Source organism: Streptomyces sp. NPDC107546, assembly GCF_055639175.1.
This window is the reverse complement of the sequence record NZ_JBVKBA010000008.1, coordinates 266196-278500: the sequence shown is the minus strand read 5'-3', so window position 1 is coordinate 278500 and position 12305 is coordinate 266196. Positions and strand designations below refer to the sequence as shown.

Here is a 12305-nt window from a genome sequence, read left to right as displayed (position 1 = left end):
TCGCTCACGGTGCGACTCCGATCGTCGAAAGCCCGGTGGTCTCGTCGAGGCCGAGCGCGATGTTCATGCTCTGCACGGCACCGCCCGCGGTGCCCTTGGTCAGATTGTCGATGGCGCTGATCGCGATGATGCGGTGCGCGGCGGCGTCGTACGCGACCTGTACCTGAACGGCGTTGGAACCGTAGACGGACGCGGTCGCCGGCCACTGCCCCTCGGGGAGCAGGTGCACGAAGGGCTCGTCGGCGAAGGCCTTCTCGTAGGCGGCGCGGAGCGACTCGGCGGTGACGCCGTCACGGGCCTTGGCGCTGCAGGTGGCGAGGATGCCTCGGGGCATCGGCGCGAGGGTGGGCGTGAAGGAGACGGTGACCGGCTCCCCGGCGGCCGCGCTGAGGTTCTGGATCATCTCGGGGGTGTGCCGGTGGACGCCGCCGACGCCGTACGGGGACATGGACCCCATGACCTCGCTGCCCAGCAGGTGCGGCTTCGGCGCCTTGCCCGCGCCGGAGGTGCCGGAGGCGGCGACGATGACGGCCTCGTTCTCGGCGAGCCCGGCGGCGTACGCCGGGAAGAGCGCGAGGGAGGCGGCCGTGGGGTAGCAACCGGGGACCGCGATGCGCTTGGACCCCTCCAGCGCAGCGCGGGCACCCGGCAGTTCAGGGAGGCCGTAGGGCCAGGTCCCGGCGTGCGGGGAGCCGTAGAACCGCTCCCAGTCGGCCGGGTCCTTCAGCCGGAAGTCGGCACCCATGTCGATGACGAGGACATCGGGTCCGAGCCGCTCCGCGACGGCGGCGGACTGCCCGTGGGGCAGGGCCAGGAAGACGACGTCGTGCCCGGAGAGGGCCTCGGGAGTGGTCTCGGCGAGCATCCGGTCGGCGAGGGGCAGCAGATGCGGCTGGAGCGCACCGAGCCGCTGGCCGGCGTTGGAGTTGCCGGTCAGGGCGCCGATCTCCACCTCGGGGTGCGCGAGGAGCAGGCGCAGCGCCTCTCCGCCCGCGTATCCGCTCGCTCCGGCGACTGCGGCACGTACCGTCATGGAACCTCCTCCTGGACGGCATGACTATACGTATCGCCGCACGTTTATGCAATCCTGGAGATCGGATCCCATGACGGGCCGTGGGGCCGGATGCGATCAGGCGGCGCCTTGCTCCCTGGGCAGCATGATCGTGCGGGAGACGACGAAGGTCACCGGAATCGCCGCGGCGGAGGCGAGCAGGGGGGCGAACCGGCTCCCGGCGTGCAGGACGTCGACGATCACATAGACACCCACCGTCGTGATGACGAAATTGGTGGCGTTCGTCAGCGGGAACAGCAGGAATTTCCTCCAGGTCGGCCGCGTCCGGTAGGTGAAGCGCGCATTCAGGAAAAAGCTCCCTATCATGCTCAGGATGAACGCGAGAATATGCGCGGCAAGGTACGGCAAACGGGTGAGGAACAACAGGTAGAGGCCGTAATACGTCATGGTGTTGATGACGCCCACCACGGCGAAGGTGACGACCTGCCCCATGATGGGGCGCGTACTGGTGGCGGCCATCAGGGAATGAGGTCCTTCGCGGTGCCGCGGGGCGCGCCGGCCCGCGTCCGCTCCACATTCGTGGCCTTCACCAGGAAGTGCGGGCGGCCCTTCACCTCGTAGTAGATACGGCCGGTGTACTCACCGATGACCCCGAGCATGATCATCTGCACGCCCGCGAGCGCGGTGACGGCGGTGATCATCGTGACATAGCCGGGTGTCTGCACACCGTGGATGAGCGCGGCGCCCACGATCCACGCCGTGTACAGCCCGGCGCACAGCAGCAGGCCCATGCCGAGGTAGAGGGCGGCGCGCAGCGGCCTGTTGTTGAAGGAGAGCAGTCCGTCGAGGCCGTAGTTGAGCAGGCTCCGGAAGCTCCATGAGCTGCGGCCGTGCTCACGTACGGCGTTCTCGTACTCGAAGGTGGTGCTGGGGAAGCCCACCCAGGCGAACAGGCCCTTGGAGAAGCGGTTGTACTCGGTGAGGGCGAGGATCGAGTCCACCACGCGCCGGGACAGCAGACGGAAGTCGCCGACGCCGTCCACGAGCTCCACGTCGACGAGCCGGTTGATGAGCCGGTAGTACAGGCGGGCGGTGACGGTGCGGGTGATCCGGTCACCGCTTCTGGTGCGCTTGGCGATGACCTGGTCGTAGCCCTGTTCGCTCAGCTCCACCATCCGCTTGATCAGCTCCGGCGGGTGCTGCAGGTCCGAGTCCATGACGACCACGCAGTCCCCCGAGGCGTGGCGCAGGCCGGCGAGCAGGGCCGCCTCCTTGCCGAAGTTGCGGCTGAAGGAGACGTACCGAACCCGCGCGTCGAGTTCACCGAGCTGCTTCAGAACGTCGAGGGTGCGATCCCGGCTGCCGTCGTCCACGTACACGAACTCCATGTCGTGACCGAGCGGAAGGAGCTCGTCCGCGGCCTTCTGGACCACCTCGTGGAAGCGTCCGATGACTTCTTCTTCGTTGTAGCAGGGTGCGACGATCGAAATGAGCATGGCTGTTCCCTCGGGGACGCGGTCAGAGAGCGTGGGTCGTGCGCTCGAGCGGTCGGGTGGTCGTGGGCGGTGCCGGTCGGCCCGTGGCGCGCCGCCGACGGACGGCGGTGAGGACGCCGAGCAGGATCAGGGCCAGCAGCGAGGTGGCCCCGACGGCCGTGCCCAGCCGCAGCCCGGGCGGATGGAACGTGCAGGTGAGAGTGGTGGAGGAGCCGTCCAGAGGCACGGCGATCAGCCCGTGGTAGTTCCCGGCGGGTGCGGCCGGAGCGTCCCCCGCGGCGCACCGCCAGCCGGCGATCCTGGGTGCCGCGACGACGGCGGTTCCCTTGCTGCCGGCGGGGACCGTGGCCCGGATCGTGCCGTCGGAGACGGTCACCTCGGTGGCGCCGGTGGCCTTGAGCCCCTCCACCGTGGTGCGCAGCCGGGCGGTGTCCAGGCAGCCGACCGCACCGTCGGGGACGACGCTCGCCCAGTCGGGCGACAGCTCGATCCGCACGCGGCCCGAGGGCGGTGCCTCACCGAGCCGCTGCATGGCGGCGATCCTGGTGACGGGATGGCTGGACGTGAACCGCCCGATCGTGCCCGCCGGGGCGCCGGCGAGCGTTGCGGTGCCCGAGTAGTACGGCGCCCACAGGTACACCTCGCTGCGCGCCGGGCACCGGGCCGTGATCGTCGGCTTGCGTGCGGCGCTCCCGGCCGCCGGCGGATCGACGACCAGGCCCGGCCGGTCGTCGTGGCTGCGGGCCGTCGGCTTCCCGTCGCCCGTGCGCACGGTGAGCGCGGGCACGGTGTAGACGCGGGTGCCCAGCAGCATCTCCTGGTTGCGGTACGGCGACGGGCCGAAGGCGGACACGCCTGTCCGTGCCTGGCCCAAGGTGCCGGACGGCCGGACCGTGACCAGCGGCGGTACCTCCTGGCGGGACACGGTCACCGGGCCGCCGCTGCGCGGATTCCACCACTGATGCGGGTCCGGCGGGGAGTGCACCCGCGCGCCGACGGAGAAGATCACGTCCGTGACGGCGTTGTCCAGGCTCTGCAGGCTCCGACCGCGCGAGGTCCAGCCGCCGCCGAGGGCGGTGAGCATGCGGTTGAGGACGTCGGAGGTGAGGCTGCTGTAGTACTGGGCGCCCTGGCCGCCCACCAGCATCGGGTCGTTGGCGACGGTCTGCTCCCGGCCGGGGTCGGTACGGTACCGGGGCCAGCCGTCGGCCTGGGCGATCGCCTCCGTCTGCTGGTCCTGGCGCGTGCCCCAGGGCGCGTAGTCGTCCAGGTGCTCGAGCCGCTGCCGGGTGGCCTCGGCGGAGGTGGCGGCGGCCTCGCCGAACTGCGCGCCGAGGAGCAGCACCGCGGCCAACCCGGCCAGCGCGGTGTGGCGCCTGCCGCCTCCTCGGCGCCCACCGTCCACGCGGCCGAGCAGGGCCAGCCCGCCGAGCGCGCCCACGACGGCGAACAGCAGCACCCACCAGGCGGTGGACTTCACCAGAGCGCTTCGGCTCGCGACGGCAGTGATCAGTGCGAGCAGCGCACCCGCCGGGGCCAGCGCCCGCCAGTCGGGCGCGCCGTACGAGAGCGAGTGCCACGCGGCGATCACGAGCAGCGCGCACAGGACGAAGGCCTGGCGGTACGAACTGCCCTGAGGCTCGGTGAAGGCGTGCCAGGCCAGTTGGGTCGGCGCCCACTGCATCGACAGCACCATCGCTGCCACCAGGAGCGTCCAGCCCACACGCACCCGCCGGGGAGCCGCCCGGTGGAACGGCAGGGCGAGGGCGAGCAGGAGCGCGGTGACGCCCACATAGACGGCCGGCGTACTGAAGTTGTACGTCGTCGGCAGCAGGCGGGCCAGCAGGTCCCGCGCCGCCACCGGCACGAAATGCCCGTAGGTGCCCGGGGAGGCGTGCTTGGTGCCGAAGTACACGACCATCACCAGTGGTGCGGCCAGGCCCATGCCGAGTGCCACGGTGAGGACGGCGCGGCCCGCCGCCCCCAGCGCCCGGCGGCGCGGAAGTCCGGCGAGCAGCAGCCGCAGCAGCAGCACCAGACCGGCGCCGAGGGTGGCCATGTACGCGGTGTAGAAGTTGGCGGTCCAGGCGAGCGCCACGATCAGCACGCCGAGGACCCGGTGTCGTCCGTTCAGCGCCCATTCGCCGACCAGGCACAGCAGTGGCAGGGCGATGAGGCCGTCGAGCCACATCGGGTTGTACACGGCGGACGACACGCTCCAGCCGCACAGGGCGTAGGAGGTGCCCAGCAGCCCCGCGGCCCACCAGCGGCCGGGACGCAGGGTGAGCAGCAGCCAGGCCATGGCGGCGCCGGCGCACGCCGTCTTCAGCACCGTGATCACATAGACCGCGAGGTCGATCTCGTCGCGCGGGAACACCGCCACGAGCAGGGCGAACGGGCTGCTGAGGTACGTACCGAGGTCGGGCAGGAAGCTGGAACCGTACCCGGACTGCCAGTTGACGAGAAGACCTCCGTCGCCCCTTCCGTGCAGCAGGTCCCACAGGTGCGCGTGGAACGGGACGTACTGGTTGCCCAGGTCGTTGACGCTCCGGGTGTGGGGTCCGAACGGGTAGCTGCGGGCGACGGCGTCGGCCGCGCAGAACGCGGCGGCGGTGAGGACCGCGGCGAGCAGGGCGCCGGCCGGCCGGGGTCCGGTCGGGCGCGGCAGCCGGAGCCACGCACGGCGGTCGTGCTGAACGGTGAGGTTCACACCCTGTTCCTGTTCGGTCGGCGCCGCATGTTCCCGTGAGCGGCGTCACGTGCGCGAAGAGAGCCGACTGAGGGGAATACAGCGACTGCCCCGAATACCGGAGAAACGTCCGGTGAACGTGCAATGAACAGGGTCGAACACATCATTCTCGGCGAGCTCCGGAGAATTCAGGACGCATGGCGTCCGACCTGGGAATTCACTCCCAGGATCGACATGGATTCGCCGGTTAGACTGGCAGTGAATCCGAATGGTTGCGGCACCTCCGGAGAAATAAAGAACGAATTCCGAATTTCAGGAAGGTGTCGTGGCGGAGTTCACCCGGCGCCGTGCGCGGGCCGGCCGCGGCCATGCCCGTCGGGCGCGTCGGGCACGCTCACCGGGCACCGCTTGACCTGGAGCACGCTCCAGGTTCTACGGTCTTGTCATGACCAGCGGACAACTCCTCCCGCGGGATCGCCAACCGACCCTGACGATCGCCCAGGTCGCCGAGCGCACCGGCCTCTCGCACGACACCCTGCGCTACTACGAGAGGGCGGGCCTGATCGAGCGGGTCGGCCGGACCACCGGCAATCAGCGGCGCTACGACGCGGCAGACCTGGCCTGGCTGGAGTTCCTGCTGCGGCTGCGTGAGACGGGCATGTCGGTCGCCGACATGCAGCGCTTCGCGCAGCTGCGGGCGCAGGGGGACGCCACGGTCGCGGACCGGCTGGCGATGCTGCGGGAGCACCGCGCGGAGCTGGCGGAGCGGATCCGCGCACTGCGCCGCAACGCGGCCGCGCTGGACGACAAGATCGACCACTACGAACGGCTGCTCGGCGACATGCCCACACAGCCGGGAACGGATGAGCGGACATGAGCGAGAGCACCACCCGTGACGAGCGTTTCGCCCACGGCCTGGAGGTCCTGAGGAAGGTCGACGGCGAGGCCGGGCAGCGGGTCGTCGACTCGCTCGCCGACATCAGCCCCGAGCTCGGCCACCAGATCGTCGCCTGGGCCTTCGGCGACATCTACGACCGGCCCGGGCTCGCCCCGCGCGACCGCCAGCTGGTGACGCTGGGCATGCTCACCGCGCTCGGCGGCTGCGAGGCCCAGCTCGACGTGCACGTGAACGCGGCACTGAACGTGGGCCTCACTCCCGAGCAGATCGTCGAGGCCCTGCTGCACTCGGCGGTGTACTGCGGCATACCGAAGGCGCTGAACGCGACCTTCGCCGCGAAGCAGGTCTTCGCCGAGCGCGGGCTGCTGCCGCTGGGGCAGCAGCCCGCGCAGACCGCGGCTACCTCTGCCTGATCCTGAGGAAGGCGATCTGGGCGTTGCCGACCTTGACGACCAGCTCACCGGTCCTCGCGTCCCGGGTGACCAGCTGGCGGAACGGGCTCGGCCGGCTTGTCGTCGGTGAAGGTGAGAGAGGCGGCATGATCGCGTCAATGGGCGTGGAGAAAGGGACAGGAGGACAGGGAGCCATGGCGGTGGACGCCTTCTGGCCGGTCGAGGACGTGCTGGCCCATCTGGCCGGGCGTTGGCACGTGGAGCGCGTCGTGCGGGATCTCGCGAGCGGCGAGGAAGGCCGGTTCAGCGGGACGACGGTGTTCTCGCCGCGGGAGGGCGGCGGACTGCTGCACCACGAGTCCGGCACGTTCCTCTGGCAGGGTGCGTCCCGGCACGCCGAGCGGACGCTGCTGTTCCTGCCCGGCGCCTCGCCCGGGGCCTCGGACGTCGCGTTCGCGGACGGCCGCCCGTTCCACGACCTCGACCTCACGACCGGCCACCACGTCGTCGAGCATCCGTGCGCGGCAGACCTCTACCGAGGCGAGTTCACCGTGTACGACGAGGACCGCTGGCGCACGGTGTGGCGAGTCGGCGGGCCCGCGAAGGACCTGGTCCTGACCACCGACTACACCCGCGAGCGCCGGCCTCCGGGAACGTCGGAGGGCTGATGTGGCGCGGCTTCGAGGCGCAGGTTCCAGCGGCCCCCGCGCCCGGCCAGGGTCACCGTCGACAGGGGACGGACGTCGATGTTCCAGTACGACGACGGCTGCGCCCTCAGCGCGTACACCAGGGCCGCCCGCACCACCGACGGCTCCGCCACGGCGACGATACGGCTGCCGTCCTCCACGGGGCGCGTGTCCAGCCAGCCGCCCACGCGGGAGATGAACGCCAGCAGCGACTCACCGCCGTGCGGAGCGGAGCGCGGGTCCGCGAGCCAGGCGTCCACCGCCGAGGGCTCCCGGGCCATCGCCTCGCCCAACGTGAACCCGCGCCAGCGGCCCATGTCGCAGTCCCGCAGCGCCGGTTGCACCAGCGGCGCGTACCCGAGCGCGTCCCCGGTGGCCCGGCTGCGCGGCGTGGGCGAGCAGTAGCGCAGCTCGGCCGCCGCCAGCGGTACCAGGTCGGGGGCGACACGTTGCACCTCGTCCCAGCCGGCCTGGTCCAGCGGCCGGTCGTCCTCGAAGCGCTCCGCGAGCAGCGAGGAACTGCGCGCGGCGGCGACGAACGTGACCCGAAGATGCATGCGGCGATCGTCGAGCGCGCAAGTGCGCAGGTCAAGAGGGATTACCCAGGAGTTACCAAGGGTATCGCGGACGTCACACACGGACCTTGTTCGACGTGTCGAACCGGTGCACCATCCACTGGTCCGGCCGGTCGAGCGGCTCGAACCCGAGCTTGGCGTAGACCCCGTGCGCATCGTGCGTCGCCAGGAGGGCGCGGCGCAGCCCGAGCGGGGCCAGGTGGTCGCGGACGGCGGCGACCAGGGCGGTGCCGATGCCCTTGCCGCGCACCGAACGGTCGACGTAGACATCGCAGAGCCAGGCGAAGGACGCTTCGTCGGTGACCACGCGCGCGTACGCCACCTGCTCGCCCGAAGCGGTGTCGTACACCCCGAAGTTGAGGGAGTTCGCGACCGCGCGCTCGTGTCTCTCCCGGGGCCGGTCGATCGCCCAGTACGCGTCGGTCGCGAGCCAGTGGTGGGTGCGGTCGATGTCGATCCGGGCGGAGTCGGCGGAGAATTCGTAGCCGTCCGGGAGGCGGGGCGTGTCGGTGGTCGCTGTCATGACGGGAGACTCGCAGGTCGGGGCAGCACTGTCGAACGCATTCGGGCGGATGGCGTTGCGCTACCGGGTCCGGAACACCTCGTCGCAGGCCGCCCGCAGGCGGCGTACGCCCTCGGCGATCTCCCCTTCGCCGGCGGCGGCCGCGAAACTCAACCGCACGTGCGGGGCCGGGGGTTCGGCGCTGAAGTAGGGGCGGCCGGGGGTGACCGCGACACCAGCGCGCAGGGCGCCCGCGGTAAGGGCGGACTCGTCGGCGCCCTCGGGCAGGCGCGCCCAGAGGTGGTAGCCGCCGGACGGGATGTACGGCAGGGCGAGTTCGGGCAGGTGCAGGCGCAGGGCGGCGGTCATCGTGTCGCGGCGGTGCTTCAACTCGGTGGCCACGGCGCGCAGATGCCGCGGCCAGGCGGGCGAGCCGACGAGTTCCAGCGCGGCCTCCTGAAGGGGGCGGGGCACGAAGAAGGTGTCGACGATCTGGATGGCGCGCAGCCGTTCCAGGACAGGGCCGCGGGCGGCCAGGGCGCCGACCCGGAAGCTGGGCGAGGTCGCCTTGGTCAGGGAGTTGACGTGCACGACGACGCCGTCGAGGTCCTCGGCCGCCAGCGGGGGCGGCAGGGGGCCGGCGTCCTCGTGCACCAGCCGGCGGACGAAGTCGTCCTCGATCACGAACGCTCCGGCGTCGCGCGCGATGCGCAGCACCTCGCCTCGGCGTTCGGGGGCGAGGACCGCACCGGTCGGGTTCTGGAACAGCGGCTGGCAGACGACGACACGGGCGCCGGTCGCGCGGAACGCGTCGGCGAGCAGAGTGGGTTTGACCCCGTCCGCGTCGACCGGCACGGGTACGGGCCTGAGGCCCGCCGCGCGGGCGATGGCGAGCATGCCGGGATAGGTGGGCGACTCGACCAGGACGGGGGCGCCGGGGGGTGCGAGGGCCCGTAGCGCGGTGGTCAGCGCGGACTGGCCGCCCGCGGTGATCAGCACGTCGGCGGCGGTCGTCGCGCCGCCGATCGCCCGCGCGAACCACTCGCGCAGTTCGGCGACGCCCTCGACGGGTGGGCGGGCCCAGACGCCGGGGCGGCGGCCGGCGCGCGACAGGGCCGCGGCCATGGCCCGCTCGGGCTGCAGTGAGGGGTGCAGATAGCCTCCGGTGAACTCGATGACACCGGCGGGCGGGGCGGCCAGCGAGACGACCACTCCGGACGCGTCGACGCTGCGCGGCACGACCTCGGCGGAGGCATCGGCGCTGAGCGCGACCTCCTGCCAGGCGGTGTCCCCCACGGCCGGGGCCGCCGCCCGCGGCTCCGCCCGGAAAGCCCCGGCTCCGGGGCGCGTGACCACCAGCCCCTCGGCGGCCAGTTGGGCGAGCGCGCGCGACACGGTCACCGGACTCACCCGGAACCGCTCGACGAGCACACGGCTGGACGGCAGCTTCTCTCCCGGGGAGTAGCGATTCAACTCATGCCGGAGGCGATTCGCCAGCTCAACGACACTGCTACTCTCTTGCATGAGGACACAGGATAGCGCTACTGCTCCTACCGCGATAGCAGTGACCGCGGCCGTCACGGAGGCCGACACGGCCCGCCGCCGCACCGGCACCCTTCCGGCCGCCCTCGGCGTCGTCGCCTTCTCACTCACCTTTCCCGCCACCGCCTGGGGACTCGAGGGCTTCGGCGCCTGGTCGCTCGTGGCCGCGCGCAGTGTGCTCGCCGCCCTCATCGCCGGCGGGTGCCTGCTCGCACTCCGCGTGCCGGTGCCCGCGCGGGCCCACTGGGCGGGGCTGGCCGTGGTCGCGGCCGGCGTGGTGCTCGGCTTCCCGCTGCTGACCACCCTCGCCCTGAAGACCTCGACCACCGCGCACGCCGCCGTGGTCGTCGGGCTGCTCCCCCTGACCACCGCACTCCTCTCCGCGCTGCGCGTGCGCACCCGGCCCTCCCGCACCTTCTGGCTCGCCGCCCTCGCCGGCGCCGCCGCCGTCATCGCGTTCACCGTGCAGCAGAGCGGCGGAGCGCTGACCGGCGCGGACGCCTACCTCTTCGGCGCCCTGCTGATCTGCGCCGCCGGCTACACCGAGGGCGGCCGACTGGCCCGGGTCATGCCCGGCTGGCAGGTCATCGGCTGGGCCCTGGTGCTCTGCCTGCCGCTCACCGTGCCCGCCGCGGCCGTGGCGCTGTCGTACGAGCCGGTCCACCTCACCGCGCACGGCGTGGCCGGGCTGTTGTGGGTGGCGGCCGGCTCGCAGTTCCTCGGGCTGGTCGTCTGGTACCGGGGCATGGCCTCGATGGGCATCCCCAAGGCCAGTCAGTTGCAGTTGGCCCAGCCCCTGCTCACACTGGTGTGGTCGGTACTGCTCCTCGGTGAGCACCTCACCCCGGCCGCACCGCTCACGGCCGCCGCGGTCCTCGTGTGCATCGCGGTCACCCAGCGGGCGCGGGGCTGACCGGGGTGGGGGCGGACCGGGACGTCCGGCGCCACCGGCCGTGGCTCGCGGCCGCAGCCAGTGAGCCGAAGGCGCTGCAGCCTCCCGGAGGCGAGCCGCCTTGAAAACGGGACCGACACTCCCGCTACGCGACGAGGAGGGCCCAACAGATGCGCGCAACTGTGGGCGACAAGCTGGTGCAGCACGGCAGGATCGTCGGGCAGCACGACAAGGTCGGCGAGATCGTCGAAGTGATGGGCACGGACGGCAACCCGCCGTACCGCGTCCGCTTCCAGGACGGGCACGAAGGGGTGTGCTCACCCGGCCCGGACACCGAGATCCGTCACAAGGAGAACGCCGGCCGGCCGATCGGACAGTAGGGACCGGAGTCAGCGCGGGGGCCTCGCCGGCTGCCCGTAGTGGTCGGCGACGACCCGCGTCATCGCGCCGATCGGGTCCTCGGACACGTCCTTGGCGGCGAAGAAGACGTGCCCGCGGACCTGCGGGTGACGGCTGGCCAGAGCAAGGTGCAGGGAGAGTTCGGCCGGGTCCTGCCAGGCGCCGGACTCGGCCGATGCACCGGCCTTGTACAGTGCCTCACCCACGTACAGCTGTACGTCCGTGCCCTGGACGACACCTGCCCACCAGGGCACGAGTCGCGCGTAGTCGGCGGCGGCGTAGCCGATGTTCCAGTAGATCTGCGGGCAGACGTAGTCCAGCCACCCCGACCTCACCCAGGTCCGCGTGTCCGCGTACAGGTCGTCGTACGTCTGCACCCCGGCCCGGGTGTCCGAGCCGCGGGGGTCGGTGCCGGCGTTGCGCCACACCCCGAAGGGGCTGATCCCGAAGCGCGCGGCCGGTCTGGTCTGCCGCACACGGCTCGCGGTCTCGCGCACCAGCCGGTCGATGTTGTCCCGGCGCCAGGCGGCCCGGCTCGGGAAGTCCTCGCCGTACTCCTCGTAGGCGTCCTCGTCGTCGAAGTCCTCCCCGGCGACCGGGTACGGGTAGAAGTAGTCGTCGAAGTGGACGCCGTCGACCGGGTAGCGGCGCACGGCGTCCAGGATGGCGTCCTCGACGAAGGCCCGGACCTCGGGCAGTCCGGGGTCGTAGTACAGCTTTCCGCCGTAGGGCACGACCCAGTCGGGGTGCTCGCGGGCGGGGTGCCGGGCGGCGAGCCGGGAGGGGTCGGCGTGCAGGGCGATCCGGTACGGGTTGAACCAGGCGTGCAGTTGCAGGCCCCGCGCGTGCGCCTCGGTGACGGCCGTGCCGAGCGGGTCCCAGCCGGGATCCCGCCCCTGGACGCCGGTCAGGTACTGGGACCACGGCTCGTACGGGGAGGGCCACAGGGCGTCGGCCGTGGGGCGCACCTGCAAGAACACCGTGTTCAGCCGGCGCCGCACGGCCACGTCGAGCAGGGCGCACAGCTCGGCGCGCTGCGCGGACGCCGTCAGACCGGGACGTGAGGGCCAGTCGCGGTTGGCCACGCAGGCCAGCCACATGCCCCTCATCTCCCCGGCCGCCGACCCCTGCGGTGCGGCCGCGGCGTCTCCCGCCGGCACCAGGCTCGCCAGCGCGGCCACCGTGAACGCCCGACGTGACAAGCGGCCCATCGGCACACCCC

At 72.0% G+C, this 12305-nt stretch carries 13 protein-coding genes; 5 read left to right on the top strand and 8 right to left on the bottom strand.

Translation table 11 applies throughout. From position 1 onward, the window contains the following. Positions 1 to 4: 4 nt before the first annotated feature. The 4 genes from argC to ACZ7L1_RS14940 form a co-directional block, all read right to left on the bottom strand. Positions 5 to 1033: an N-acetyl-gamma-glutamyl-phosphate reductase gene (gene argC, locus ACZ7L1_RS14955; RefSeq protein WP_471437329.1), complete on the bottom strand. Its 1029-nt coding sequence runs from the start codon at positions 1031 to 1033 to the stop codon at positions 5 to 7. Positions 1034 to 1129: 96 nt separating this feature from the next. After that, on the bottom strand, positions 1130 to 1531 hold the full coding sequence (locus ACZ7L1_RS14950) for a GtrA family protein (protein WP_471437327.1): 402 nt from the start codon (positions 1529 to 1531) through the stop codon (positions 1130 to 1132). Continuing rightward, complete coding sequence (locus ACZ7L1_RS14945; RefSeq protein ID WP_471437325.1) at positions 1531 to 2508, bottom strand: glycosyltransferase family 2 protein; 978 nt, start codon at positions 2506 to 2508, stop codon at positions 1531 to 1533. Before ACZ7L1_RS14945 ends, ACZ7L1_RS14950 begins: the two co-directional genes overlap by 1 nt. 22 nt (positions 2509 to 2530) lie before the next feature. Continuing rightward, positions 2531 to 5218, bottom strand: coding sequence for a YfhO family protein (locus ACZ7L1_RS14940; RefSeq protein ID WP_471437323.1), 2688 nt, complete (start codon positions 5216 to 5218; stop codon positions 2531 to 2533). A 424-nt stretch (positions 5219 to 5642) separates the two neighbouring features. On the opposite strand from ACZ7L1_RS14940, the gene ACZ7L1_RS14935 reads away from it, so the two are divergent. From ACZ7L1_RS14935 to ACZ7L1_RS14925, 3 genes are all read left to right on the top strand, one after another. Then, the gene (locus ACZ7L1_RS14935) at positions 5643 to 6074 is read left to right on the top strand and encodes a MerR family transcriptional regulator (protein WP_471437321.1); all 432 of its coding nucleotides are present in this window, start codon (positions 5643 to 5645) and stop codon (positions 6072 to 6074) included. Then, positions 6071 to 6508 (top strand): carboxymuconolactone decarboxylase family protein, encoded by a 438-nt coding sequence (locus ACZ7L1_RS14930; RefSeq protein ID WP_471437319.1) that lies wholly within the window; start codon positions 6071 to 6073, stop codon positions 6506 to 6508. Before ACZ7L1_RS14935 ends, ACZ7L1_RS14930 begins: the two co-directional genes overlap by 4 nt. A 173-nt stretch (positions 6509 to 6681) precedes the next feature. After that, positions 6682 to 7155, top strand: coding sequence for a DUF6314 family protein (locus tag ACZ7L1_RS14925; RefSeq protein ID WP_471437317.1), 474 nt, complete (start codon positions 6682 to 6684; stop codon positions 7153 to 7155). On the opposite strand, the gene ACZ7L1_RS14920 is transcribed toward ACZ7L1_RS14925, so the two are convergent. The 3 genes from ACZ7L1_RS14920 to ACZ7L1_RS14910 form a co-directional block, all read right to left on the bottom strand. After that, on the bottom strand, positions 7113 to 7730 hold the full coding sequence (locus tag ACZ7L1_RS14920) for a histidine phosphatase family protein (protein WP_471437315.1): 618 nt from the start codon (positions 7728 to 7730) through the stop codon (positions 7113 to 7115). The two genes, ACZ7L1_RS14925 and ACZ7L1_RS14920, sit on opposite strands and share 43 nt — an antisense overlap. Positions 7731 to 7803: 73 nt before the next feature. Further along, on the bottom strand, positions 7804 to 8271 hold the full coding sequence (locus ACZ7L1_RS14915; RefSeq protein ID WP_471437313.1) for a GNAT family N-acetyltransferase: 468 nt from the start codon (positions 8269 to 8271) through the stop codon (positions 7804 to 7806). 60 nt (positions 8272 to 8331) lie between these two features. Next, the gene (locus ACZ7L1_RS14910) at positions 8332 to 9774 is read right to left on the bottom strand and encodes an aminotransferase-like domain-containing protein (RefSeq protein WP_471437311.1); all 1443 of its coding nucleotides are present in this window, start codon (positions 9772 to 9774) and stop codon (positions 8332 to 8334) included. Here ACZ7L1_RS14910 and ACZ7L1_RS14905 point away from each other — a divergent pair. Together ACZ7L1_RS14905 and ACZ7L1_RS14900 are read left to right on the top strand one after the other, a co-directional pair. Continuing rightward, entirely contained in the window at positions 9773 to 10705 is a 933-nt protein-coding gene (locus ACZ7L1_RS14905) for a DMT family transporter (protein WP_471437309.1), read from the top strand. The genes ACZ7L1_RS14910 and ACZ7L1_RS14905 overlap by 2 nt on opposite strands. A 149-nt stretch (positions 10706 to 10854) precedes the next feature. After that, complete coding sequence (locus ACZ7L1_RS14900) at positions 10855 to 11064, top strand: DUF1918 domain-containing protein (protein WP_471437307.1); 210 nt, start codon at positions 10855 to 10857, stop codon at positions 11062 to 11064. Positions 11065 to 11073: 9 nt separating this feature from the next. On the opposite strand, the gene ACZ7L1_RS14895 is transcribed toward ACZ7L1_RS14900, so the two are convergent. Continuing rightward, complete coding sequence (locus tag ACZ7L1_RS14895; RefSeq protein WP_471437305.1) at positions 11074 to 12294, bottom strand: glycoside hydrolase family 10-like protein; 1221 nt, start codon at positions 12292 to 12294, stop codon at positions 11074 to 11076. Positions 12295 to 12305 lie beyond the last annotated feature (11 nt).